We start from the raw sequence: 23,962 nt of genomic DNA, 5'->3' as shown, positions 1-23,962 counted from the left end.
CTACGACCGAGCCCCCCCGCACTGCGCTTTTACAGAGAGACAGCCCATGAACCTCCCCACCAGCAGCGTCACCGTCCTCGGCGAGTGCGTCGCCGACGCCTTCACCGACCCCGCCCTGTCCAGCCCCGCCGATCTCGCCCTGCGCGTCCTGCCCGGTGGCGGCCCCGCCAACACCGCCGTTGCCCTCGCCCGACTCGGCACCCCCACTCGCTTCCTCGCCCGGATCTCCAACGACGTCTTCGGCACCCTCTTCCGCAACCGCCTCAGCGCCTCCGGCGTCGACCTGAGCGGCAGCGTGGCCGCCCCCGAGCCCAGCACCCTGGCCATCGCCGACCTCGACGAGACCCGCCAGGCCACCTACTCCTTCTTCGCCGACGGCGCCGCCGACTGGCAGTGGACCGCCGACGAACTGTCCGACACCGTGCCGGGCGAAACCGTCGCCGTGCACACCGGCTCCCTGGCGCTGATACGCCGCCCCGGAGGCAGCCACATCGAGGACTACCTCGCCAAGGCACGCGAGCATGCCACCGTGTCCATCGACCCCAACGTCCGCCCACTCCTCGTACCGCCCGCCGCCTACCACCAGCGGCTCCACCACTGGTGCGCCGTGGCCGACATCCTCCGCCTCAGCGAAGACGACCTCAGCTTGCTCCTCCCCGGGGCCAGCCCCGAACAGGCCTGCGATACCTGGCACGCGGCCGGCGCGCGCCTCGTCGTCATCACCCTCGGCGGACGCGGCGCCCTCGCCTCCCTCGACGGCGCACGCGTCACCGTCCCGGCCCCGACCGTCGACGTCATCGACACCGTCGGCGCCGGAGACGCCTTCACTGCCGGCCTGCTGCACCGCCTCACCGCACTCGGACACCTCGGCGGCCGACTCGATGCCCTGACCCTCGAAGGCACCACTGACGCCTGCTCCTTCGCCGCCCGCGTCGCCGCCCTCACCTGCTCCGTCCCCGGCGCAGACCCACCCTGGGCAGAACGTTTGGCGTCCCGGCCCGCCCAGAACCCGGGCGCACGAGGGCACATCCACAGCACATGAGCCTGGGAAACGGCGCCAACCCGTGAGAAGCAGGGACTAACCTCCACCTCCACTTCCGCTTCTCAGGACCGGCCCTCGGATACGCCTCGGCCGGCGGGTCTGTAAAGTTAACGGCTCTGTCTCACATCCGGTGGTAACGCGCAGCAACCGTGATCGCTGACGGTAGTTCATGGAGTCGGAGTGGGTCCTCGCGCTGACCGGTCAGACATCCGTCTTCACGGTGCAGCCCGCCGTCTTCTCCTTGAGCTGCGAGAACGGGCACCGCGGATCGTGACGCACCGTTACCACCGGATGTGAGACAGAGCCAAGTTAACGGTGGTTCTGGAGTTGTCGGGGGTTCAGCGGCGGGCGGCTGGGAGTCGGCCGTCGAAGGTGATGTCGAAGGCGTTCAGAGAGGCTTTCCAGCGTGGGGTCCAGCGCTTTCGGCCCTGGCCGGTGGGGTCCAGGCTCATGACGGCCATGCAGACGCACTTCAGAGGGCGGTTCGTGAGACGCGCACTTGTCCCGTCTGTGATGGCACCTTCGAGTCAGCCAAGACCATCCGACAGATCTACTGTTCCCCGATCTGCCGTAAGGACGCCGAACGCAAACGAGACCAGGCCCGGGACGAAGACCGGGCGCGCCGGCTCGGAGGAACAGCACGGCCGATTCCAGCCGCCACCCCACCCCTGGCCGATCTCCCGCCAGCCTCCAAAACGCCTGGCCGCACCGCCACGCGACACACGCCGGAGCGAGACCCGCTCGAACCCACCGCGACCCGGAACTGCCCACACTGCCAGCAGCCCGTCACCATCGTTGCGCTCCTGGCGACACCAGAAGCCGCCCGGCCTTCGATGCCCACCGGCCTTCCCGATGTCGTCCCGCTCCGCAGGGCTCCGTGACAGCAAGATTATTTGGTCGGCAGCCCGGAAATCCGGCTGCCGACCGCAGGCCGTGACGGCAGAGTCAGGCCCATGGTCTTCCTGAGTTGTGAAGCGGTCCGCTGGGTCGACGATGAACCCCAGCCCGGCCTGGTCGAAGTCCGCTTCACCGACGCTCGCCAGCAGCAGTGGGCCTTCATCGACAAGTGGCCCGTCTTCACCAACGGGGACGACCTGGCCCCCGACACCCACTATCCCGTTGAGGTTGTCATCCTCTGCGACATCCTGAACGCCGACGACACCGTGAGCACCTCGGACACGGTGAAGATCTCCGTCAGCCCCTGGGGACTCGAATCACTCGAGGGACGAGTCGAGTTCGAAGTGCGGGCTGATCAATTGACCACCAGCTGAGGTTCACAATCACCGGGCCCCGCCGACCTGACGGTCGGCGGGGCCCACGCATGCTCTTCGATCCCCACCCTCCCCACACCGTTCAAGCAGCAACAAAGCGAGGCGAAGAGCGACAGCGGCCGTTTTCAAGAATCCCCATCAGCGTCGGCCCACAGGTCGGTGCTGTGGGCCCCGATGAGAGCGCTGATGTGGGTGAGTACGTCACTGACCGGCTGTGGGTCGAGCCGGCGTCCGTCACGCAAGCGCAGTGCGACGTGATCGTCAGCGGCCTCCTTGGCCCCGATGACGGCTTGGTAGGGAACCAGGCGGGCCTCTCGGATACGGGCGCCCAGACTGCCGCGGTCCGGTCCCGCGATCTGGGCACGCAGTCCGAGATGGGTGCAGCGTTGGGCGAGGGCTGCGGCGTTCGGCAGTTCGGTGTCGGAGATCGGGAGAATGACCAGCTGAGTAGGGGCGAGCCAGGCGGGGAAAGCACCGCCGTGCTGTTCGATGAGATGGGCGACGGTAGCTGTTCAGCAAGGCTGACGGTCCGTTGGACGAAGACCCGGCGAGATCACTACTGCGCTCCTTCGTGGAGCCCGAGGTCGAACCGTCGCGTGATGAGCTGAAGCTCCTGCTCGCGGCGAAGGACGCCACGATCGCCCAGCAAGCGGCGTTGATCAAGCAGTTGAGCACACAGTGCGAGCTCCTGCTGGCGCGGGTGGAGGAGCTGGAGCGAAGGCTCGGCAAGGATTCCTCGAACTCCTCCAAGCCGCCCTCCTCGGACCCGCCGTTCGCCAGGCCCGCGCCGAAGCGGTCTTCGCGCACCTCGTCCGGGAGACGGCGAGGCAAGCAGGATGGTGCGCCGGGGAGCACGTTGCGGCTGGTGGAGGACCCGGACGAGACGGTACGCCACGAACCCGCTGCCTGCTGCTGTGGCGCCGACCTGACCGGCGTGCCAGGGTTCGACGAGCGGCGGCACCAGGTGTTCGATGCACCCGCCCCGCCGCCGCGCCCGCACGTGACCGAGCACCGCATCGTGGCGAAGACCTGCACCGGCTGCGGTACCACCACGGTCGGCGGCGTGCCCGCCCGGGCGAGGGGCCGCGCTCAGTACGGGCCGCGACTGGCCGCCCGCGCCGCGTGGCTGCTGTGCGCGCACCACCTGCCGGTGCGCCGCACCGCCGGCGTGCTCGCCACCCTGCTCGGCGCGCAGGTGTCGACCGGGTTCGTCGCCTCGGTGCGCTCCCGCGCGGCCCGGCTGCTCGAGGCCGCGTTCCTGCCCCGGGTGCGGGAGCTGATCGCCGCCGCGCCCGTGGCGCACGCCGATGAGACGATCGCCCGCGCGGGCGGGGCGAACGTGTACTTGCACGTGGCGTGCACCGAGTACCTCACCGCCACGCACACCGGCGACCGCACCAAGGAGACGATCGACGCCGGCGGGATCTGGCCCGCCTTCGACGGCGTCCTGGTCCGCGACGGCTACAACGGCTACACCCACCTCGACCACGTGCTCCACGCCTGGTGCGGCGCCCACCTGCTGCGCGACCTGCGCAGCGTGCACGACGGCGACCCGGCCGGACAACTGTGGGCCAAGGCCATGGCCGACACCCTCCTCGCAGCCAAGGACGCCGCCGAGCAAGCCCGTACCGCAGGCTTCGACGCGCTGCCCGCGTACGAACTGGCCCGGGTCCGCAACCGCTACCTCGGCGCGCTCGCCCACGGCCGCACCCACAACACCGGCCGCCGCGGGCCGCTCGCCGACGAGGCGAGCAAACTGATCCGCCGGTTCGAACGCTACGAGGACATGATCCTGCGCTTCGCCACGAACCTCGCGGTGCCCTTCTCGAACAACCTCGCCGAGCGCGACCAGCGGCCGGTCAAGGTCCAACAGCGGACCTCCGGCGGCGGCTGGCGCACCCTGCAAGGACTCACCGACTTCGCGATCGTCCAGTCCTACCTGTCCACGGTCGGCAAGTGGGGCCGCGACAAGCTCGACGCGCTCGTACAGCTCTTCACCACTGGCGCGTGGCTCCCGCCTGCCCTGACACCTGCAGCGGAAGTCTGACGCTCCGGGGCTCATGCTCCGTGCTCGATGAGGTCCTCGATCGCCTGTCGGAGCCAGGAATTGAAGTTCGCGAACCGCGGGCCCCGCTGCTCCCAGCCGGGGGTGGCGCCCATGTGCACGACGGCAACGTCTGCGGTATCCAGGTCCCAGCACGCTACGTCATCGTTGTCCTGGCGCTTGGCGAACAGGACAAGTCGGCGTGTCGGGTAGGCGGAGGCCAGCAGGCGCATGCCAGACCTCAGAAGATCACCATCGATGATCCACCACGGCTCCAGATCCGTGAGGCCGAGTTCGACGACCCGGAGGAACTCGGGCGGATAGGCGAAGCCCTCAGGCAGGTCGTCGCCGGTCAGCAGGTCTGCCATGTCAGTTGCCGTCCCATCCGGTCCAGGGTGAGCCCATCGGATACGTCCTACGGTAGGGGCCCGCCTGCTTGCCGATCCGGAGCAGAACCCCGTCGCCCCAGGTCTCAGGGACACCCTTCTTAAGACAGTTGATCCGTTCGGCGCCGGCGGGTGCCGGCCCGGTGCTCACCCGTCCGGCCGAGCGGGCCGGTGGGTCCGCGCGAGCGGCGGGCGTGGCGAGGCCGGATGCTGGAGGGGGTCACGCCCCAGAAGGAGATGATCATGGAGTACCTGGTCACGATGACCACCCACGTCCCGGACGGGACCTCGGAGCAGGCCGTCGAGGACATCCGCACCCGCGAGGCCGCCCGGTCACGCGAGCTCGCGGCGCAAGGGCACCTGCTCCGGCTGTGGCGCCCGCCGCTGCAACCGGGCGAGTGGCGCACGCTCGGGCTCTTCGCCGCCGCCGACGCCGACCGGCTGGAGGAGGTCCTCGCCTCGATGCCGCTGCGGATCTGGCGCACCGACGAGGTCACCCCGCTCTCCCCGCACCCCGCCGACCCCGCCGGCCCCGCCGGCACCGGATGAGCACCGACCAGAAGCTCGCCACCCGGAAGGTCACCGTCGTCACCGGCGCCTCCCAGGGCATCGGCGCCGCGCTGCTCACCGCCTACCGCGAGCTCGGCCACGCGGTGGTCGCCGTGTCCCGGTCCATCGCCCCGTCGGAGGACCCCGAGGTGCTGGCGGTGCGGGGCGACCTGGCCGAGCCGGGCGTCGGCGCCCGGGTGGTCGAGCAGGCGCTGGAGCGCTTCGGCCGGGTGGACACCCTGATCAACAACGCCGGGATCTACATCGCGAAGCCGTTCACCGACTACACCGACGAGGACTACGAAGCCGTGACCGGGGTGAACCTCCGCGGCTTCTTCGAGGTCTCCCGCAGCGCGATCGCCGCGATGCTCGCCCGCGAAGGCGGCGGCCACCTGGTCAACATCTCCACCAGCCTGGTCGACCACGCGGACTCCCGGGTCCCCTCGGCGCTCGCCTCGCTCACCAAGGGCGGGCTGAACGCGGTCACCCGCTCGCTGGCGATCGAGTACGCGGCCCGCGGCATCCGGGTCAACACCGTCTCGCTGGGCGTCATCCGCGCCCCGTCCTACTCGGCCGAGACCCGGGACGCCCTTGCCGCGCTGCATCCACTGGGCCGAATGGGCGAGGTCGCCGAGGTGGTCGACGCGGTCGTCTTCCTGGAGAACGCCCCGTTCGTCACCGGCGAGATCCTGCACATCGACGGCGGCCGGAGCGCCGGACGCTGAGCCGGGCGCCGAGCACCGGCGCGGATCACGAGAGAGGAACTCCGATGAGCACCACAGCGGACCACGAGCAGGCACTGCGCAGCATCCTCGACGAATGGAAGGCCGCCGTCGACGCGCACGCCCCCGAGCGGGTCGCTGCCTGCTTCACCGAGGACGCGATCTTCCAGGGCCTGCACCCCTACACCGTCGGCCGGCCGGGCATCGCCGCCTACTACGACTCCCAGCCGCTCGGCATGACCGCCGACTACCGGATCCTCGAAACCAGGCAGCCGGCCGACGACCTGGTGCTCGGCTACCTGAGCGTCGACTTCGCGTTCACCGACCGCCCCACGCTCACCGTCAACCTCAGCGTGCTGGTCGAGCGGACACCGCAGGGGCGGCTGATCGGCCACTACCAGGTCTCCCGCCTCGGCTGACCCGCGAACGGGGCCGGCGGCGGCCCGCGGTTGAGCGGAACCTTAGGGCACCGTTAGCGCCCCCTGAGCGTCGCCGACCAGGCGCCGAGCCACTTCTACGCTCGACCCACACCGGTCGACGGGACCGTTGTCCACGGTCGTCAGACCGCCGTCAGGCATCCGCACCACGTCCATCGGATCGCCGGCCCAGCCGTTCACCTTCATGCTGTCGATGATCTCAGCAGCGTCATTGACAGACGTCTGGCTCAGTCGGATGGAGCGAGAGTTGAGCTGCTGAACAGCTACGGGCGACGGCACGTTCCACACTGCCAGTGATGCTGCGGTGGACCATGACCGGGCGGTGTTTGGCGCCGTCCGCGCCGATGTAGTGCAGGTCGAACTGCTCGGGCTGGTGGAAGTCGACCTGGACGGTGGACAGGGTGGACTCCCGGCCGGCGCCGTCGGTGACCTGGACGTCGATCTTGGGGCCGTAGAACGCGGCCTCTCCCTCGGCTGCCTCGTAGGGCAGGCCGGAGCGGTCGAGGACATCGGTCAGCAGGCGGTGGACCGCTGCCACTTCTCCGGTGCAGTGACGTACTTGCCACCGGGGCCCGGGAGGGAGAGCCGGTAACGGGTCGGAGTGATGCCGAGTGCCTCGTACGCCCGGCGGATCATCTCCAGCGCCGCCTGCGCCTCCTCGGCGACCTGGTCCAGCGTGCAGAAGATGTGCGCGCGTTGAGCTGGATCGCCCGCACCCGGGTCAGCCCGCCGAGCACGCCGGAGAGTTCGGAGCGGTACATACCTCCCAGTTCGGCCATGCGCAGGGGCAGCTCCCGGTAGCTGTGGGAGCGGGAGCGGTAGATCACCGCGTGATGGGGGCACAGGCTCGGCCGCAGGACGACCTGCTCACCGCCGAGGTCCATCGGGGGGAACATGTCGTCGCTGTAGTGCGCCCAGTGCCCCGAGATTTCGTACAGTTCCCGCTTGCCGAGGACCGGTGAGTACACGTGCTGGTAGCCCGCCGCCGCTCGGCGGCACGGATGTATTCCTCCAGGGTGTGCCTCACTGCCGCGCCGTCGGGCAGCCAGTACGGCAGGCCGGCGCCGATCAGCGGATCGGTGTCGAACAGGCCCAGTTCACGGCCGAGCTTGCGGTGGTCGTGCACGGTGGTCGTGCACGGTGGTCATCGCGGTCTCCCTTGCTGGTTGCGGAGCAAGTGACCGGGCCTACGGCGAAGCCCCGGGGCACTTGCCCCGGGGCTTCGGATCAGGTCGTCTGTCAGCGCGCCGGGACACTCTCCGGCGTCGTCGTCATAACAGCGCGCTTCATGTCGCAGACGTTAGCAGGATGTAGCGATGTCTACACGGTCATTCCTCGTCACGTCCGGGTTGCGAGGTAGTGGGTCCAGCTGTCGTTGGCGTACCTGGCCCACGTCTCCACTGTGGCGGGGCTGAGGCCGAACAGGTCGGCAACGACGATAGGTCCGGACCGCACCAGCCTGCCCGGCATGGGCCTGGCGCCCGCAGCCGCCTGCGTGGCGAGTCCGGGCAAGGGGGCGGTGGTGTGATGGGGCGGTCGTTCTACTGGTGTCGGTCCTGCCGCCAGCTGCTCTACGCCACCAGTTCTTTCGCTGTTCCGGCTGGCTGGAACTGGGAGATCGACCATCAGCAGCCCGGCGACTGCGCCAACGGGAACCTGATGCCCCTGACCGGCACTGCAACCGTCCCCGAAGACCTGCCCGATGCTCCATGGGTGCTGCGCGTCTTCGGATCCTGAGCCCCGGCCGACGCCGCGCCCAGGGGGAGGCGCAGTCGCCGCCCCCGTTGCGGGTCTGGTGGTGACGGATGGGTCACGGCCCGCCACGGTGTCCGGCGTGGGGTCGTTGGGCCGCTTATGGACCAGAGAACCGTTCCAGCGCCGAGGGGTGTCGCCGATGCGGGGGTGGGCGGCGGGCGGGTTTCGGATTCGCCGATCTACGACGCCCTTGAGTGGCAGTGGCTCCAAGAGGGCTGGGAGGTTCCCGGCGGTGAAGGATCCGCGTCAAGAGGCAGGCACCGGTCAGGAGGCGGAGACCTGTTCCACCGAGGCTGACCGGTCGAGCGGTTCAAGTGATGAGTGCTGCGTGCGCCGGGTGTAACGGGCAGGTCGTCGTGCTGGCCGGCCTGCTGAAACCCCGAATGGTCCGGCCCTGATGGTCGGGAGGTGTTCCTACCTTTCACCGACATCCCGGGCACTGGTGACCACGAAGCGTTGCTGGACGCCGCAGACAAACCGTTCTCGGAGATGGCCCACGCAGCGAGGCTCTGCCCGTGATTCCGGATGCTGTTGGCGATCTTCGCTCGGTGGGGTGAAAGCACTTCGACATGCTGTTCGTGCTGGCGGTCGGTGTGCTGCTGTTGTCGAGCGGGGTGGTTCTGCCGGTCGGAGGGGGCCGGGATGGCGATGGGGTTTGCTTCGGGTCGTGTGGTGCCGGCTCTGACCGTGAGGATGGCTCGGGCGAGCAATCCGCGGGGCACTGCGGCGATGTGGATGCGTGACCGCCTGGACGAGTTGTTCGTGGACGAGGATTTCGCCGACTGGTATCCGCAGGACGGTCGCCCAGGCCTGTCACCGGCCCGGCTGGCGCTGGTGTCGGTGTTGCAGTACACGGAGAATCTGACCGATCGGCAGGCGGCGGAGGCCGTCCGATGCCGTCTGGACTGGAAGTACTGCCTGGGCCTGGAGCTGGATGACGCGGGATTCGACTTCTCGGTGCTGAGCGAGTTCCGTGACCGGCTGGCACAAGGGGACCGGGCGGACCGGCTGCTGGCTGTGATGGTCGAACGTCTTGTGGCTGCGGGCCTGGTCAAACGCCGTGGCCGGGTCCGTACCGACTCGACCCACGTGTTGGCGGCAGTACGCCGGCTGAATCGGGGTGAACTGGTCGCTGAGACCCTGAGAATGGCTCTGGAAGAGCTCGTGGTGCACGGCGAGGAATGGCTGGCCGCACTCGTCACCGCCGACTGGTGTGACCGCTACGGCCGCCCGGTCCGCTATGACCGGCTTCCACGGGGAGGTGATGCCCTGATCGCCTACGTGCTGCGGGTCGGTGGGGACGGCATGTACATCCTGCGAGCCGTCCATGACGCCGATGCCCCACCTGGGCTGCGGAAACTGCCCGCTGTTGAGGTTCTGCGGCAGGTCTGGGTCCAGCAGTACTGGCTCGACGAGGACGGCCGGCTGTGCTGGCGGGGACCGAAATCCAGTCGGGACCGGGCAAGCCGCCGGACGACCGAACGCCGCAACACGGGCAAGGCGTCGGCGGACGGCCGGCCCGATCCCGCTTCGGCGCGAGTGCCGTGGTCGGGCGTGGAGATCGTCACCCCGCACGATCCCGAGGCCCGATACAGCCAGAAAGTCACCGCCGCCGGACAGCAGGACTGGATCGGCTACCGCGGCCACCAGACCGAGACCTGCGACGAGACCGGCCCGAACGTGATCGTCCAGGTCACCACCCGGCCGGCGCCCGAGCAGGACATCGACGCCCTCGACCGGATCCACCAGGGGCTGACCACGCAGGGGTTCCAGCCCACCGAACACGTCGTGGACAGCGGCTACATCTCGCCGGACAGCATCCACCACGCCGCCCGGCAGTGGGACATCACGCTCTTCGGACCCGTCCGTGACGACCCGCAGGCCGGCAAACGGCCCGGATTTGCCAAACAGGACTTTCACATCGACTGGCAAGCCCGCACCCTGACCTGCCCCAACGGCGTGACGAGTCCGCCATGGAAGCCCACACTCGGCGACGGTCACCCCCGGCTCTCCGTGCTCTTCCCCCGCAAGGCCTGCCGTGAATGCGCCGACCGGCTCAAATGCACCGGCAACGTCGAAGGCAAGGGCCGGCACGTTTTCCTGATGCCACAGCCTCTCCAAGAGATCCAGACGCAGAACAGGACCGAGCAGAAGACAACCGAGTGGCGCCGGAGATACGCGATCCGCGCAGGCTGCGAGGCCACCGTCTCCGAGACCGTTCATGCCCACGGCCTGCGGAACTGCCGCTACCGCGGCATGGCCAGAACCCACGTCCAACACGTGCTGACCGCAGCCGGAACGAACATCATCCGACTCAGCGGCTACCTCTCACCGGGCATCACACCACCCCGACGGCCCCGGCCCAGGAACCGCTTCCAACAGCTCTGCCGCAACCTGCCCACCTAAGATCGCCAACAGCATCACTTCTGTGATGTGGATGCGTTGAGTGACGCCTTGCGCTGCGTGGTCTACTGTCGCGCCGGGAGGGATGGTGAGTCGCATCGGTGCGTTGATAAAGCGGACGTGGCTGGACTGGGCGGTCTTCGTCTACCTGGTCGTAACCGCGACCAGGTGCAAGAGCCCCATCCTGATCGTCTTCTTTACGATCGTCGCGCTTGCTGTGGCAGTCGTCTCTGTACGCAAGACCTGGCGAATGGCTCGGCTGGCCGGCAGTGGGGCGTCACGTTCTGCGAGCGAGGCGGGGGCACACCACAGAAGTTGAACCGGAGCCCGGGAACGGGAGGCACCTCGCGGGCCCTCCCGCCGGCGGGTGGAGGTACGCGTCGGTTGGGCCGCGCGCCGGCGTAGTGCGCCCCGCCGGGCTTCGGCGTCTTGGTGGTGCGGGACCGGGTGGCCAGGCCGCCCTGGGGACGACTGCGCTGTACCCGACGGCAGGGTTGTTCAGACCAACCCTGCACATCCCACGGCGTCGGCACTGTGTCACACGTGGTGCCGACGCCGTGGCATCCCGCCCGGTCCGGGCAGGCCCTGCATCTGCGTGGGCGTGGGTTGTGGTTGCCGGGTCTGACCGGGCGGGCAAAACCTCCGCAACCTCACAGGTGATTCGGTCTTGGGCTTACTAGGGGCGGGGCACGGCGTCGAAGATCACGGTCATGTCGGCCGTGTAGAGCCCGTTTTGGGTGTCGAGCGGGCGTGCGGGCGTGATCGTCATGTCGGCTTGGGTTCCGGGAGTGGACGTCGCGTCGTCCACGACCTCTTGAGGGGTTGCGGTCAGCGTCACGCCATTGGACTTGGTGGCCAGTGCGATGGCGTCGGTCCCGTTGTAGAGAGAGGCGGGTCCTCCTTCGATGTAGGCGTGGATGCTGCCTGCCGTTCGGGCCTGGATGGCGACGGCTTCGTCCTGGGTGCGGGCCAATTCGACGCGGCCGTTGGGGGAGGCGGTGTCGATGAGGCCGGGGAGATCGGCGGCGAGACTTGCGGCGAGGTCGCCGGGCTCGCGGCCGAGGGATTCGGCGGCCTGGGCGAGCCGGTCCTCCCCGATGGCCCGGGTGATCTGTTCGGCGGTCACGGGCTCGTTGGGGCCGGAGCTGATCCAGGACCGCAGCTGCGGTTCCAGACCGGCGTCTGAGAGGCCCTTCACCGAGATCGACACGGTTGTCGGCGTCGCCACGCCGTCGTTCACAGGATCGGTCATGCGGGGATCTTTCCCGCCCACGCAAGATCAAACGCAAGGTGGATCTGACCTCCGCAAGGTCCACTGCTACGAGACAGCCCCAGCAGGCCCGGGTGCTGTCGAGAGATTTGACGGCGCCTGGCCTGTGGGTCAGCCAGGCGTCGTCACTGGATCTTCGTCTGGTGACTGCCTGCGATGGGGGATCACTGTTCTCAGATGTGGAGGTCGGGCGGGAAGCCGGTCCACCGCAGGTCGGCGGGGAGGTGGCCGGTGTCGTTGAAGAGGAGAACGGACGGGGGCCGGCCGGGCGCGTAGCGGATGACGGTGAGCGCGGCGTTGGCGTGGTTGATGCCCATCCAGCGCCACTTCGGCGCGTCAAGGGCGGCCCGGAGAAGCCAGCCGATGAGGAAGTTGTGCGTGACGACGAGCTCGTGGAGCGGCTCATCGCCGGCGACGGGTCCTGTGAACAGCGCGAGAGCCTCCTGGGCCAGGCCGGGGCCCTGTTCACGTTCCTCGGCCGGGAACTGGGCCAGGTGACCGAGCATCGCGTCGGCCGATCCTGACGGCAGCTCCTCGCGCTGCGGCATGTAGGGAATGTAGTCGCCGGCCAGTCCGGAACACTGCAGGGGAACATCGTCGAGCTGCTCGCAGACCAGCTGCGCCGTCTGCTCCGCGCGCGCGAGCGGGCCATGGTGGATCGCCGCGAGAGGGGCCCCGCGGAGCCGCTCCCCGAGCAGGACGGCCTGACGGCGGCCGTTGTCCGTCAGCGCGCTCTCGTCCGATGAGGCCTCACCGTGCCGCGCGAGGTACAGGTAGCGGGCAGCTGTTGCCGACATGGGCGGGTCCTCCGTCAGGTTCATGATCTTGCCAACGTCTGGATGGACGTTGACATGCGCCACGTGGTTCCGCAGCCGACGGACTCAGACTGGCGCTGCCCCGCAGATGGCGTAGGTCTCACGGAAGAACGGCCAGAACCGAAACTCGTGAATATTTCGGCCAGGCTGCGACTCCCGAACCGATGTCGAAGTGCTGCCCGTCCTCGTGAACAAAGCCATGACCATCACGTCCGCCTTCGGTGAGCCGTCACAGCGACCGCTCGCCGAAGGCGGGCCGGAACGTTCGGACCGCAGGGGCGCCCAAGGCCAGGGCTACTGCGCCCACGGGACTCCGAGGGCGGCGAGGGCGGTGAGCTGGTCGGTGTCGAGTCGGTCGCGGCGTTGTTTCTGGTTGGCGATCCATACCCCGGTCCGATGTTCCGACCCGTCGGGCAGCAGTTCGGTGTGTGTTCGGCCGGGCAGGTCGCCACCTTCACGTTCCTGGTACTGCGTGAGGGCCTGGATGCCTTTCTGGAACGCCTCGGCGCCCCGCCCGGACATGGACGTCGCACCCGCCGTCGCGGCCGCCGTACGGGCCCGTACGGCCCGTGCTGGCTTCACGCCGAGCTCGGTCAGGCGGCGCTGCTGCTCCTCGTTCAGCCGGCGGAAGTCGCGGCGCTGGGTGGCGAGCCAGCGGCCGATGTCCTCCCCGTGCCATGTCACCCCCGCGACCACGGCCGTGAGGCGCGCGCCGCCGTCCAGGAGGGCTTTCAGTGCGATCTCTCGGTTTAGGGACAGTGGTGTGAGAGACAGTGGCCTCTTGGGGTGTTGGTGCTGGTCAAGGCTTGCTCTGAGATCGGGTGTCACTGTCTTTGATGTGAGAGATCGGTGGGGGATCGCTGTCCTTGGGCTTTATCGTCCCAGGGGTGACGCTGTCTCAGTTTCGTGAGTTCTGATCTATCGGCTGGCCGGGGGCCGGTTGTGTGGGGCGGGTGGACGAGGAAGTACAGCTCCCGGTCGCCGGGGGTTCGGGTGGAGCGTTGCCTGCGGTGTCGGTTCGGGCGTTGCGGGGGCCGGCGGTGCGCCAGCTGTTGGCTTTGCGCCGGGAGGGGAAGCTGACCACCCAGCATGTGCGGACGGTGGGTGAGACGTTCGGGGTGCGGGAGCGGGCGGTGTGGCGGTGGTTGGCCGCAGTGGAGGAAGACGACTCTGTGGTGCTGGGGGAGCAGGCCCGGTACTACGGCAGGTTCATGGTTACCCCGGAGGTCCGGGCTCTGCTCGGTCTGTGGAGGGGGAACGTCGCCGCTGTCCATCGTGAGCTGACGGCTCGCGCGGACCGGGGCGAGGGGGATCCGCCGCCGTCGGTTCAGACGTTGCATCGTGCGATCCGGCGGGATCTGTCCGCGGGGGAGCGGGCGGGGCTTGCTGGTGGTGAGCGTGAGGCCAGGAAGCATGATGTGTTTCTGACGCGGCCGCGTGGGTGGCGGAATCAGGTGTGGGAGGCCGATCACGTCCAGGCCCCGGTCCTGGTCGAGGTCGAGGGCACGGTCCGTCGTCCGTGGGTGACGTGGTTCGTGGACTGCGCGACGAACACGGTGATGGGGGTGGCGGTGACGCCCGGGTGTCCGTCGCGGGAGTCGGTGCTGGCCGCGCTCCGCGCTGCGGTGTTGCGCGAGGAGCCGTTCGGGCCGCAGGGCGGACTTCCGGAGAAGGTCCGGGTGGACCGGGGCAGGGACTTCTTGTCGAGGACGGTCGCGGCGGCGTTCGGGGCGCTGGTGGTCGAGGTGGAGGACCTGCCCGCCTACACCCCGCACCTGAAGGGCACGGTCGAGGGCCTGAACCGAGCTGTGGAGGTGATGTTCCTGGCCGCGTTGCCCGGCTACGTGCGCCAACCGCGCCCGGGCCGGCGGCGGGCCCGGCCCAAGGACGAGCTGCTGCTCGGGTTCGAGGACTTCACCGCCCGGCTGCTGCGCTGGGTGGAGTGGTGGAACACCGTGCCGCCCAGCCGGGCCCGCTGGGCGGGAAGACCCCGCTCCAGGCCTGGGAGGCGGATCCGATTCCGGTACGGGAGTTCAGTCCGGAGGAGTTGTGGACGTTCACGCTGGAGGATGACGGACGGATCCGGGTGGTCTCCACCCGTGGTGTCCGGTTCCGTCGGCGGGACTATGTGGGGCCGTGGATGACGGGCCTGGCTGGTACGGGGGTGAGGGTGCGGTTCATGCCGCACCACGATCACCGGATCGAGGTCTTCGACGCCGCGACCGGTCGCTACCTGGGACCTGCGACCGTCGCGGACGAGGCGAGCCCGGAGCAGATCACCCAGGTCCGCACCGCGCGGGCCGCGCGTGGCCGGCGGCTGCGCAAGGACCTCGCCGCGGCCCAGCGCGAGCGCTACGCCGCCGCGACCCGGCCGGGGAAGCCTGAGCGGCTGGACGCCGTGGGCGCGGTCGAAGCTGCTGCCGAGTTGGCGGTGGCTGACCGGGGGGATCTGTCGAGGCTGGCGCTGCCGGACCTGATCCCGCCGGCCGCGCCTCCGTCTGACTGGCGTACCCCGGCTTCCCTCGCGGCCCGTACCCGGCCGCAGACGTCACCCGCGCCGGATGACGACGGGCCCGGCGGCGGACCGGAGGCGGGTGTCACCGGTGGCGGGGATGGTGCTGCGGGCGGTGGTGTGCGGTGACCGCGCCCACCTACCAGTACGTGAATCTGCCCGAGGCTTCCATCGTGACCACAAGGGCGCTGTTGACTGCGCGGGAGAACATCGCGGACACGGTCGCCGCGCGGGCGATGATGTGCATCCACGGCAACGCCGGCTTCGGGAAGACGCTGGCGGTCAACACGTGCCTGCACGAGCTGGAGGACACCCGGGGCGAGGAGGTCTGCCGGGTCACCTTCCGGGCCCGTCCCACCGCCCGCGCGGTCCGCTACGAACTGTTCGAGACGCTCCGCCTGCCCGGTGAGCCTCCCCGCCACCCCAGCGAGTTCGACCGCCTGCTGAAGACCGCCCTGTCCGAGAGGCCGCGCACGTTCCTCGTGGACGAGGCACAGTGGCTCAACGGGGAGGCGTTCGAGTATTTCCGCTACTTGTGGGACGAGCCCGTCACCCAGATCGCGATCGTCTTCGTCGGCGGCGCCGGCGCGCACACGGTCCTGCGCCGCGAGCCGATGCTCTCCTCCCGGATCTTCATCTGGCAGCAGTTCACCCGCCTCACCCCCGAAGAGGTCCTCGACGTCGTCCCGCTCTTCCACCCCGTCTGGGAGGACGCAGACCTGGCCGACATCACCTTCGCCGACGAACAGGCCGCCCATGGCAACTTCCGCGCCTGGGCGCAGCTGACCGCCCACGTGCGGACCGCTATGGAGCGCATGGACCGCCCGCGCCCGGACCGCGACCTGCTTCGCTGGGCCTTCAGCCGCCTCGCATGAACCCACCCACCACCGCGCCGGGTCTGGCGATCGTCCTCGACTGTGGGGACGACGCCGCCTTCACGCACAGCGCCCTCGCCGCCCACCACCCCGCGGCCGGGCGGATCACCCTCCACCCCGGCCCCGGCACGACGAGCGATACCGCCCTGGCCCACGACCTGCTCCTGGCCCTGGGCAAACCCGTACACATCCCGGGCCGGTTCCCCCATGGCCGCCCACCGCTGTGGGAGGCGGCCGCCGCGTGGACGACCGCACTGGCCGTGACCCGCCTGACCGTCCTGCGCGCCCACCTCCTCGACGCACGCCGTCTCCAGCGCATCCTCACCCTGTGGCGGCAGACCGCAATCCACCTCGCCCTCGTCGTCCACCGTCGCCGCCTGACCGCCGTCCTGGACCGCGCTCTCGCCGAGCTGCCCCATACCCGCACCACCACCCTGGCCGAAGCCCGCGCCCTCTACGGCAACGACCCCGCACCCCCAACCGACGCCCGGCCTGTTGCCGCGGACGCCGTCAGGCCCGGCGTGGAGCCGGGACGCTGGCTCACGCTGTCTCCCCTGGACCGGCTCGTCTCCTACGACAGCCCCAGCCCGTGCACGGGCCCCTGCAGTCCCGACCTGATCGACTGGAAACACCGGCTCGCCCCCACCCCCCTCACCCCCGCCCAAGCCGAGGAAGCCGCCCGCCGGATCCACACCGTGACCGCCCACCCACAGCTGGCTGCAGCCCTGGCCGCCACCCTGTTCACCGGAGCCTCCTTCCAGCAGCTGGCCACCGCCCGAAGCGACGACTTCCACGACGCACCAGCCCTGCTCGCACTCCACGACCAGGCCCGTTTCACCGACGGCTGCGCCACTCACCCCGTCCCGCCCTGGGCCATCGTCTTCCTGCGCGCCGCCACCCGCTACGCACACCTGACCCAGGCCACTTACCTGCTGGCCGGCCCCGGGGAGCGCCCGGCCGTCCTGCGTCTGGCCGAGGCTGCCGGGCTGCGCCCGCCTCAGCCACCCGGCGCCGAACGTGCGGCCCGGAAGGACGCCGTGGTGTGGGACTGGCGCGAAGCACAAGAAGCCCACGGCTACTACCCGCTCACGGCCACCCGCTGACTGTGCCGAGGCTCGATAGCCGTCACCGTCGGCACCAGATAGCCTGCGAAGGAAGCAGGTCGAAGCAGTCTGACTGTCACCAGAGAGGCGATGCAGTTGTCACACGTGGGCGATAACTGGGTCGTACGGGCACCGGCGCACAGCGTGACTCGCGAGGACCTCAGCGCCATGCTTCGGGAACAGACCGCGGCATGCGGACCTGCCCGTGATGCCTTGATGGCCGGGGGTGCCTTCGTCGTATGGGACGGTCTGGTCCCTGCCATCCGGCACGCGGGGGTGTTCGGGCTTCGAATCCGCTCAGCTGCTCGGCGCGGCCACACGATCGAGGGTCTTGCCGCCTCGGTCGACATCCTGCGGCAGGCTGGGGAAGAGCTTGTCCGTACCGGTGTCATTGACTCTGCGGACAGGTCGTCCGTGTTCACGATCTTTCTGAACTCGTCGGTGACAGAAGTCCTGGCCTGCGCAGGCGGGCGCCGGCCCAACCCGCTGCCATCGCCAGCAGACGTCCCCGAGTGACAACACACCGGCCTTAGTGTCAACTCTCGTGCTTCGGCTCACTGACGACCTGCCGCAGACCCGGCCTCTACACGTCACTGAAGGGCGAACTCGATGAAGTCGATGTCATCGAGGGTTACGTGGAGACCGTGGGCACGGTGACCGGCCTCGCGGAAGTAGAGGTGTCCCAGCGCACGGCCGAGGATCAGCTTGTGCTGCTCCTCGCTGACACCTGCGTCCAAGGCGGCGAAGATCTGCTGTGTCACCGCCCCGTTCAGACGCCCGGTGACACGCCGCAACTGCGGATCGTCCGAGCTGCCGCCACCGGCTTTGAACCCGAACCGGGCCCGGGTATGGACGACTACACCACCGGCCTCCGCCGCGGCCCGCCGGCGCGCACGGATCAGCGGCTGCCAGCGGGCCCGCACGAGTTCCGCGGTCTTCTGCTCGTGGCCGGGGTTCGGGCGTCCTTGGCTTACCGGCTTGGGGGTCACCCAGCGCTGGACGGTCCGCTGGGACACGCCCGGGACAGCGGCGACCTGCCGGGTGGAGCCCCGCTCCCACCGCAGCAACGCCTTCAGCTGATCCGCCGTCGTCACCGGTACCGGCCGCGTGTACAGGAGCCGCTCCAGCCCATCACCTATCGCCCGCACGACCCCACCAGCCCCTTCGGCACAGCATCCCGAGTCCCAGCGGGTCCACCATTCCCCCGATCGGGTGGCGGCGGGCTTGTATCCGGCATAGCACTGACGCCGGGCTCTCCCTTGCGCTAAAGAGCCTCCGTCACCACTTCCCGCGTCCGGTAGAGGCATTGACGATGTGGCGGATGATGGCTGCGGCTTCGTTCGGGTTGCGGTCCAGCCAGTCGGCGAGGTGTTGGCGGATGACCTCTTGGACGTAGGTGTCCGCTTCGGGATTGCTGAGCCTGGTTCTGGTGGATCCCTCGAAGACGGGATGGGCGAGCTTTACGGACACGACCGCGGTCAGGCCCTCGTGGACGGCCTCGGCCGTGAGGTCCTCGTCCTCTGCGGATATCTGCCGTTGACGGCGCGCGTGCTCGTTGACGACAGACGTGAGCGCGGTACGGAAGCCCACTTCGTGGGCGCCGCCTTCATGAGTGCGGGTGCTGTTCGCGAAGGAGCGGAACTCTCCCGGGGACCAGGTGTTCCACTGCATGGCGACCTGGACGAAGATCGTCTGCTCCTCGTTCTCCGACGTGAAGCCGATGGCGGGGGAGTGGACGAGACTCGAGGGGTAGGGGTTGAGGTGGGCGACGTAGGCGCGAAGGCCGTCAAGGTGGTGGTGGCGGACCGGTCGCTCCGGACGCTCGTCGGTGAGTGATATGGCCAGGCCCCCGTTGAGGAAGGCCAGTTCCTGGAGGCGCTGCGACAGCGTGGCGAACGACCACAAGGTGGTCTCGAAGATGTCGGCGTCTGGCAGGAACACAATCGCGGTGCCGTGTCCGCTGCTCTCTTCGTGCCTCGTCAAGGCACTGATCGGGATGCCCTTCTCGTACTCCTGGGTCCAACGGTGGCCGTCCCGGTGGACCTCGACCGTGAGACGGCTCGACAGTGCGTTGACCACGCACAGGCCCAGGCCGTTGATGCCGCCGGACACCCAGTAGCCGGTGCGGGGCTTGGGAACGAAGGACAGCTCCGTCAGCTGGCGTTCGACGGCGGACTTGCCGGTGGACTCCCGTACCTCGACGGGCAGGCCGCGCCCGTTGTCCGTGACGCGAATGCCGCCGTCTGCGGTGATCGTGACGTCGATGGCGTCGGCGTGGTCGGCCAGGTGCTCGTCGACGGCGTACGAGACGACCTCGTAGACCATCTGGTGCAGGCCGCGCTCGCCGGTCGAGCCGATGTACATGCCGGGCCGCCTGCGTACCGCCTCGAGGCCCTCGAGTACCTGGATGTGACTGGCGTCGTACTCGTTCACGTTTACGGGCTGACTGGGGTTGCCGGATTCGGTCATGAAGCACCCTCCCTGGGACGTCCTGAGCATGGTGAGCGCAGGTCACCAAAGCGCGGACAACACCGCTTTTACGCTGTCGCCCGTGCACGTCTATCCTAGGTATCCGGAGGAAAACGTGCAGGTCAGAGCGCATGTGCTGAGGTCGCAGGTGGCTGCGTCCACGACTTTGCCGACAGCATCGTTCTGGAGTGCCGCCACCGGGAGCAGGGCAACACGAAGACCCCGCCACAGGCGTGCAGGGGGCGTTCTAGGCTGGAGCCGGGGGGTCTTTCCTCGCGAATTCCCGGCAGCGTGTGACTCGCCTGCCCTGGAGAGACCACGTCGAGAGGTCGGCCCCTGGAGCTCTGCCACAACCGCTACCGCGCCCAGTCCAGGCCCAGCTGCGCGAGGGCGGCGAGTTGGTCGGCGGTGAGTTTGTCGCGTCGGGTTTTGGTGTTGGTGATCCATACGCCGAGCTTCACGGTCACCGGTTCCGCCTCGCCCTGGACGGCGATCTCCTCGCCGTGGGCACGGGGCACCGGCCGGTGGGCGCCTTCCCGCTCGATCCACTGCGCGAGGGCTGCCAGGCCCCGTTGGAACGCCTGCTGCGCCTTGCTCGGCCCCTTCGACGTGCGGCTGGCCGCCGGGGCCGGAGGCGGCGCCTGGGCGGGTTCTACGCCCAGTGCGATCAGCCGCTCCTGCTGCTCGGGCAGGAGCCGCGCCCAGGTGGCCGGCTGCTTCTGCTGCTGAAGCCACCGGCCGATGTCGTCGCCGTCCATGAGCACGCCGGGCGCGATGTCGGGCAGCTGTCCGTCGGCGTCGACCAAGTCGGCCAGGACGCGGTGGTGGCGCTGCCAGTCCAGTGGCCAGGGGCAGTTCCAGTCCTTGTCGACCGCGGCGAGCTGCGCGCCCCGGGTCGCCGCGGTGTCCTCGTCCTTCCCGAGCCCGCTCTTGACTCCCTTGCGCCGGAGGTTGGCCATGTACTGGCCGATGGGAACCATCTCGTCGTCCTCGCCCCACACCGCGTCCTGCCGAGGCGCCAGGTGCCCTGTGGCTCGCCGGTAGGACCGGAGCACGGCGAGCTTGGCCTCCCAGGCCTCCTCACCGGGCTCCCAGACCATCCCCGCCTCCGGCGCGTCCAGCAGCTTCTTGCGCCGGTCTTCGAGTTCCCCGGTGCGCAGGGCCTTGCGCTGCTGGTGCACCCACCGCCCCAGCGGGAACGCCTTGGTGACGCCGACCTCGACCTCGACGTCGTACGGGACGGCGTGCAGGCCGACGATCTCGTTCTCGGCCCGCCATCGGATCAGTGCCTGGTAGCCCTCCAGCCACACCAGCGACTCGGGCCGGTAGACGCGGGTGCGCAGGAACGCGGCGATCGTGGCGGCGTCCCGGGGCGAGGAGAAGTGCAGCAGCGCCGACTCGGCCGCCGCGTCGGTGCCGTCCTCCTGGTCCTCGCCGTCACCTTCGCCGCCGGCCCCGATGCCCCGCCCGTCCTCGTCGCGCCGGACGTGCAGCTTGCGCTTCCCGCTCGTGAGGGCGCTGGAGGCGAGCTGCTCGACGAGGCGGTCGTCATGACAGCGCAGGCCCTGGAGGACCGCTACAAGAGGGCGGAAGCTCGCGGAGGCCACCATGTCGGTCGGGTCCTCGTTCGGCTCCAGGAAGACGGGCACGATGATCCGCGCGACCTTGGTGGAGCCGTCCTTATTGAGCCGCAGGGCCCGGCCGATGTTCTGGACGATCTCGACTTGCGAGCCGCGGGTGTCGGCGAAGCAGATCGCTTCGACGCCGCGCTCGCCGGTGATGTCGACGCCCTCCCCCAGGACACGGACGGATGCGAGGAACGCGCGGTGTACGCGCCGGTTGTTCGCGTCGATGCCGTTGGCGAACTGCCGCAGGACCTCGCGGCGCTCGGTGACGAGGTGGTCGCCGCACAGCCACGCCGACCAGACCCGGTCCGGCGGTACGTGGCGGCCTGCGTCCAGCTCGTAGAACTCCGCGTCGATCGATGACTTCGGCAGCTGCTCCGCGGCCGCCAGGTCGGTGTCGGAGGCGTCGGTGACGTACAGCTCGGCTGCCGTCTGCGGCAGCTTGTCCGCGAACGCGGCCGCCTCCTCCACCTTCTGGTGGAACGTCATGACGGTGCGCAGGTTGTAGGCCGCGGCGTGCTCCAGGAGTGCGGCCTGCAGGAGCGCCAGGCGCCGGCCCCGCCGTGCCTCCTCGGACTCGCCGAGGACGGGGGAGGGGTCGCGGATCTCCAGGACGTCGATTTCGAATCCGGCGAGGATCCCCCGCTCGATCGCCTCCGACAGGCCCAGCTCAGCCAGCCAGGCGCCGTACGTTCCGTCTGGGTCATCGGCCATGCTCGCGATCTCCGCCTCCTGCCCGGCCGCGCCCTTCTGAGGCGCGGCCGCGGCCAGGATGCGCGGCGTCGCGGTCAAGTACAGCCGGAAGTCTGCAGGGATCCGGGTGTTGTCGTGGATGGCGGCCCAGGGGCGTCCGAGGTCGCCGGCGGTTCCGTGGGCCTCGTCGACGATGGCGAGGTCGAAGCCCGTCATCTGCTGCCCGTACAGCCTCTCTCCACCTGCCAGGGCGGCCTCCAGCGGCCCGCGGACTTTCCGCTGTCCCTTAGGTGCGTCGATGTCCTCGCGGTCCACCAGGGAGGCGTACGTGGCGAACACGACCACCGGTCCGGCCCCGGCCCACAGGGCGAGCTGGATGGGGTTGGTGGTGGTGCGGACCCCGAGTTTGTTCAGCACCGGGTCGTTCTCCAGCGAGCACACCGAGACCATCGGGGCCCGGTGGCCGACCAGGCGCCATGCCTGGGCGGTTTGGGCGAGCAGGTCCAAGGTGGGGACCGTGACGAGGATCCGGCCGCCGGGGAAGCACTCCATCGCGCTCGCGGCGGCCGTGATCGTCTTGCCCGAGCCGGTCGCTGACACGATGGTGCCCCGGGCCCCCTGTGGGGGCACAGATGACCTTGCAGGGAATCCCACCCACTGGCGGAAACTCGACTTCTGGTCGACCTGGTGTTCGCGGAGCTGGATCAAAGGAATTCTCCCGGTGTGGGAAGGACCTGTTCGATGGAAGTGATCCGGTATTCGGCGTCCTGGTATGTGCTGCCGGGCCAGCTGAACATGGCCTGGGCGTATTCGACCGCCGCACCGCCTGAGGCGGCGAAGACGTGCCGGACCAGAGGCTGTTCACCTGCCGAAGCGGCAGTGGGTCGGGCTGTGATCCGGTAGACGCGGTGGCGCAGCACCTCGACCGGCAGGCCGCCACCGGACTGTTCGGCCCAGGCCGCCTCTGTAGCCATACGCTGTACTCGCTGTTCTTCCCGGCGGGCCACTCGCCGGTCCTGGTCTGGGGAGTACACGGACATCTGCTGCTCCGCCATGACCTCTACGATGCGAGCCCATTCGATGCGCTGGCACGAGGCAATGTCCAGCGCGGTCGGCTTGCGTGGCTCCTGGGGTCCGGCGAGTGCGCGTTCCTCGCGGTCGCAGGCAGCCTGCCACTGTTCCTTCACCTCGCCCAGGACGAGTCCGTGGGCCTGTCTGACCACAGAGATCCGCGCCAATTCATCCGGATAGTATTCGTAGACAGGCATCCGCGAAACCTCACTCGATGCACCTGGAGAGTGTGGTGCTATTTCTCCAATGGTACATGCTGCATCATGCTATGGCCGGCGTCCGAGCACATGACTGACGAGCAGCGGGAAGCGAAGGAGGACGTCAGTGGTCGAGAATCCTTGGACGCCCGCCCATCAGGCGGTCGAGTCCAGCGACTATGCCGAGCTGACCCGCCTCCTCGATGAAGGCGCGGACGTCAACGAGGTGTGCTGGGGGATGACCCTGCTGGAGCATGCCATTGACCTGGAGGGTGACTCGGCACTCCAGTCGGGGACCCCCATCGATAGTCGGCTCACGGCGATACTGCTGGCCTACGGGGCCGATCCGAGACCGCAACCCCCGGGGCGGATGAGCGCGGTGGACCTGGCCGACTTCTACGGTCACGACATCGCCCACCGCCTGATAGACCGGATCACCTCAGCTGCTGCCAGCCGCCCGCGAAGCGGGCTGTGGTCCTGGAGGCGAAGCCGGAAGGACTGAACAGGCGGGAGCGAAGCGGACGCCCAACGGGCCGAAGGCCCCGACCCCGTGAAACGGGGTCACCTAGGCCCGCGCAGCGGGCCGTTCGGGACGGAGCGAAGCGGAGACCCGAACCGTCCGGAGCGAAGCGCAGGACTCCGGCCCGATGGGCCGGCACTGGCCCGGCGAAGCCGGGCCCCGCTGAGCGCAGCGAAGCGGTTCCCTTCCCAAGCGCGCAGCGC

At 69.3% G+C, this 23,962-nt stretch carries 19 protein-coding genes and 4 pseudogenes; 12 read left to right on the top strand and 11 right to left on the bottom strand.

Translation table 11 applies throughout. The features are described from left to right. Positions 1 to 46: 46 nt before the first annotated feature. Positions 47 to 1,042 carry a carbohydrate kinase gene (locus tag OG509_RS00115; RefSeq protein WP_406179014.1) on the top strand — a complete coding sequence of 332 codons (996 nt, stop codon included), beginning with the start codon at positions 47 to 49 and terminating at the stop codon, positions 1,040 to 1,042. A 338-nt stretch (positions 1,043 to 1,380) separates the two neighbouring features. Here OG509_RS00115 and OG509_RS00110 read toward each other — a convergent pair. Next, positions 1,381 to 1,518 (bottom strand): annotated as a pseudogene (locus OG509_RS00110) (IS256 family transposase); the annotation flags it as partial. A gap of 477 nt (positions 1,519 to 1,995) precedes the next feature. On the opposite strand from OG509_RS00110, the gene OG509_RS00105 reads away from it, so the two are divergent. Next, positions 1,996 to 2,313, top strand: coding sequence for a hypothetical protein (locus tag OG509_RS00105; RefSeq protein WP_406179012.1), 318 nt, complete (start codon positions 1,996 to 1,998; stop codon positions 2,311 to 2,313). A 125-nt stretch (positions 2,314 to 2,438) separates the two neighbouring features. Here the strand turns inward: OG509_RS00105 and OG509_RS00100 are convergent. Then, a pseudogene (locus OG509_RS00100) lies at positions 2,439 to 2,816 on the bottom strand (His/Gly/Thr/Pro-type tRNA ligase C-terminal domain-containing protein); the annotation flags it as partial. A 101-nt stretch (positions 2,817 to 2,917) separates the two neighbouring features. On the opposite strand from OG509_RS00100, the gene tnpC reads away from it, so the two are divergent. Further along, positions 2,918 to 4,360 (top strand): IS66 family transposase, encoded by a 1,443-nt coding sequence (gene tnpC / locus OG509_RS00095; RefSeq protein WP_406187434.1) that lies wholly within the window; start codon positions 2,918 to 2,920, stop codon positions 4,358 to 4,360. A gap of 11 nt (positions 4,361 to 4,371) precedes the next feature. Here the strand turns inward: tnpC and OG509_RS00090 are convergent, their stop codons facing one another. Further along, entirely contained in the window at positions 4,372 to 4,725 is a 354-nt protein-coding gene (locus OG509_RS00090; protein WP_390355816.1) for a hypothetical protein, read from the bottom strand. A 261-nt stretch (positions 4,726 to 4,986) separates the two neighbouring features. Here OG509_RS00090 and OG509_RS00085 point away from each other — a divergent pair, with 261 nt between their 5' ends. From OG509_RS00085 to OG509_RS00075, 3 genes are read left to right on the top strand one after another with little or no spacing between them, the layout of a single operon-like run. Next, complete coding sequence (locus OG509_RS00085) at positions 4,987 to 5,292, top strand: muconolactone Delta-isomerase family protein (protein WP_406179010.1); 306 nt, start codon at positions 4,987 to 4,989, stop codon at positions 5,290 to 5,292. After that, positions 5,289 to 6,017 (top strand): SDR family NAD(P)-dependent oxidoreductase, encoded by a 729-nt coding sequence (locus tag OG509_RS00080; protein ID WP_119094174.1) that lies wholly within the window; start codon positions 5,289 to 5,291, stop codon positions 6,015 to 6,017. The genes OG509_RS00085 and OG509_RS00080 overlap by 4 nt, the downstream gene beginning before the upstream one ends. Before the next feature lie 44 nt (positions 6,018 to 6,061). Further along, positions 6,062 to 6,433 (top strand): nuclear transport factor 2 family protein, encoded by a 372-nt coding sequence (locus OG509_RS00075; RefSeq protein ID WP_119094175.1) that lies wholly within the window; start codon positions 6,062 to 6,064, stop codon positions 6,431 to 6,433. Positions 6,434 to 6,719: 286 nt separating this feature from the next. Here the strand turns inward: OG509_RS00075 and OG509_RS00070 are convergent. Beyond that, positions 6,720 to 7,577 (bottom strand): annotated as a pseudogene (locus tag OG509_RS00070) (aminoacyl--tRNA ligase-related protein); the annotation flags it as partial. A 401-nt stretch (positions 7,578 to 7,978) separates the two neighbouring features. Between OG509_RS00070 and OG509_RS00065 the strand changes: the two are divergent. Together OG509_RS00065 and OG509_RS00060 are read left to right on the top strand one after the other, a co-directional pair. Then, complete coding sequence (locus OG509_RS00065; protein WP_406179007.1) at positions 7,979 to 8,188, top strand: hypothetical protein; 210 nt, start codon at positions 7,979 to 7,981, stop codon at positions 8,186 to 8,188. Between the two features lie 543 nt (positions 8,189 to 8,731). Further along, the gene (locus OG509_RS00060) at positions 8,732 to 10,612 is read left to right on the top strand and encodes an IS1182 family transposase (RefSeq protein ID WP_406179005.1); all 1,881 of its coding nucleotides are present in this window, start codon (positions 8,732 to 8,734) and stop codon (positions 10,610 to 10,612) included. Positions 10,613 to 11,285: 673 nt separating this feature from the next. On the opposite strand, the gene OG509_RS00055 is transcribed toward OG509_RS00060, so the two are convergent. The 3 genes from OG509_RS00055 to OG509_RS00045 form a co-directional block, all read right to left on the bottom strand. After that, a complete protein-coding gene (locus tag OG509_RS00055; protein WP_331741606.1) occupies positions 11,286 to 11,861 on the bottom strand; it encodes a YidB family protein in 576 nt (191 codons plus the stop codon). Positions 11,862 to 12,052: 191 nt separating this feature from the next. Then, positions 12,053 to 12,676 carry a histidine phosphatase family protein gene (locus tag OG509_RS00050; protein ID WP_331741604.1) on the bottom strand — a complete coding sequence of 208 codons (624 nt, stop codon included), beginning with the start codon at positions 12,674 to 12,676 and terminating at the stop codon, positions 12,053 to 12,055. A 312-nt stretch (positions 12,677 to 12,988) separates the two neighbouring features. Then, positions 12,989 to 13,378 (bottom strand): helicase associated domain-containing protein, encoded by a 390-nt coding sequence (locus OG509_RS00045; protein ID WP_331741601.1) that lies wholly within the window; start codon positions 13,376 to 13,378, stop codon positions 12,989 to 12,991. A gap of 356 nt (positions 13,379 to 13,734) precedes the next feature. Here OG509_RS00045 and OG509_RS00040 point away from each other — a divergent pair. The 3 genes and pseudogenes from OG509_RS00040 to OG509_RS00030 all read left to right on the top strand — a co-directional run. After that, a pseudogene (locus OG509_RS00040) lies at positions 13,735 to 15,239 on the top strand (Mu transposase C-terminal domain-containing protein); the annotation flags it as partial. Between the two features lie 92 nt (positions 15,240 to 15,331). Then, positions 15,332 to 16,081, top strand: a complete 750-nt coding sequence (locus tag OG509_RS00035; RefSeq protein WP_331741595.1) for an ATP-binding protein — start codon at positions 15,332 to 15,334, stop codon at positions 16,079 to 16,081. After that, positions 16,078 to 17,184, top strand: coding sequence for a hypothetical protein (locus OG509_RS00030; protein WP_331741590.1), 1,107 nt, complete (start codon positions 16,078 to 16,080; stop codon positions 17,182 to 17,184). The genes OG509_RS00035 and OG509_RS00030 overlap by 4 nt, the downstream gene beginning before the upstream one ends. Before the next feature lie 590 nt (positions 17,185 to 17,774). On the opposite strand, the gene tpg is transcribed toward OG509_RS00030, so the two are convergent. From tpg to OG509_RS00010, 4 genes are all read right to left on the bottom strand, one after another. Beyond that, on the bottom strand, positions 17,775 to 18,332 hold the full coding sequence (gene tpg, locus OG509_RS00025) for a telomere-protecting terminal protein Tpg (RefSeq protein ID WP_406179002.1): 558 nt from the start codon (positions 18,330 to 18,332) through the stop codon (positions 17,775 to 17,777). Positions 18,333 to 18,462: 130 nt separating this feature from the next. After that, on the bottom strand, positions 18,463 to 19,653 hold the full coding sequence (locus tag OG509_RS00020) for an ATP-binding protein (protein WP_331741584.1): 1,191 nt from the start codon (positions 19,651 to 19,653) through the stop codon (positions 18,463 to 18,465). A 356-nt stretch (positions 19,654 to 20,009) separates the two neighbouring features. Then, positions 20,010 to 22,679: a Helicase associated domain protein gene (locus OG509_RS00015; RefSeq protein WP_331741581.1), complete on the bottom strand. Its 2,670-nt coding sequence runs from the start codon at positions 22,677 to 22,679 to the stop codon at positions 20,010 to 20,012. Next, positions 22,676 to 23,239 carry a hypothetical protein gene (locus OG509_RS00010; RefSeq protein WP_331741578.1) on the bottom strand — a complete coding sequence of 188 codons (564 nt, stop codon included), beginning with the start codon at positions 23,237 to 23,239 and terminating at the stop codon, positions 22,676 to 22,678. The genes OG509_RS00015 and OG509_RS00010 overlap by 4 nt, the downstream gene beginning before the upstream one ends. A gap of 127 nt (positions 23,240 to 23,366) precedes the next feature. On the opposite strand from OG509_RS00010, the gene OG509_RS00005 reads away from it, so the two are divergent. Continuing rightward, positions 23,367 to 23,741, top strand: coding sequence for an ankyrin repeat domain-containing protein (locus OG509_RS00005; protein ID WP_331741575.1), 375 nt, complete (start codon positions 23,367 to 23,369; stop codon positions 23,739 to 23,741). Positions 23,742 to 23,962: the final 221 nt, after the last annotated feature.

Source organism: Streptomyces sp. NBC_01006 (genome assembly GCF_045162725.1).
Taxonomy (GTDB): domain Bacteria; phylum Actinomycetota; class Actinomycetes; order Streptomycetales; family Streptomycetaceae; genus Streptomyces.
The sequence above is the reverse complement of the archived record's forward strand: the minus strand, read 5'-3'. Positions and strand labels throughout refer to the sequence as shown.

Coding starts and splice junctions, on each gene's coding strand:
- OG509_RS00115 (WP_406179014.1), top strand. CDS start 47: ATGAACCTCCCCACCAGCAGCGTCACCGTCCTCGGCGAGTGCGTCGCC.
- OG509_RS00105 (WP_406179012.1), top strand. CDS start 1,996: ATGGTCTTCCTGAGTTGTGAAGCGGTCCGCTGGGTCGACGATGAACCC.
- OG509_RS00090 (WP_390355816.1), bottom strand. CDS start 4,725: ATGGCAGACCTGCTGACCGGCGACGACCTGCCTGAGGGCTTCGCCTAT.
- OG509_RS00085 (WP_406179010.1), top strand. CDS start 4,987: ATGGAGTACCTGGTCACGATGACCACCCACGTCCCGGACGGGACCTCG.
- OG509_RS00080 (WP_119094174.1), top strand. CDS start 5,289: ATGAGCACCGACCAGAAGCTCGCCACCCGGAAGGTCACCGTCGTCACC.
- OG509_RS00075 (WP_119094175.1), top strand. CDS start 6,062: ATGAGCACCACAGCGGACCACGAGCAGGCACTGCGCAGCATCCTCGAC.
- OG509_RS00065 (WP_406179007.1), top strand. CDS start 7,979: ATGGGGCGGTCGTTCTACTGGTGTCGGTCCTGCCGCCAGCTGCTCTAC.
- OG509_RS00060 (WP_406179005.1), top strand. CDS start 8,732: ATGCTGTTGGCGATCTTCGCTCGGTGGGGTGAAAGCACTTCGACATGC.
- OG509_RS00055 (WP_331741606.1), bottom strand. CDS start 11,861: ATGACCGATCCTGTGAACGACGGCGTGGCGACGCCGACAACCGTGTCG.
- OG509_RS00050 (WP_331741604.1), bottom strand. CDS start 12,676: ATGTCGGCAACAGCTGCCCGCTACCTGTACCTCGCGCGGCACGGTGAG.
- OG509_RS00030 (WP_331741590.1), top strand. CDS start 16,078: ATGAACCCACCCACCACCGCGCCGGGTCTGGCGATCGTCCTCGACTGT.
- OG509_RS00020 (WP_331741584.1), bottom strand. CDS start 19,653: ATGACCGAATCCGGCAACCCCAGTCAGCCCGTAAACGTGAACGAGTAC.
- OG509_RS00010 (WP_331741578.1), bottom strand. CDS start 23,239: ATGCCTGTCTACGAATACTATCCGGATGAATTGGCGCGGATCTCTGTG.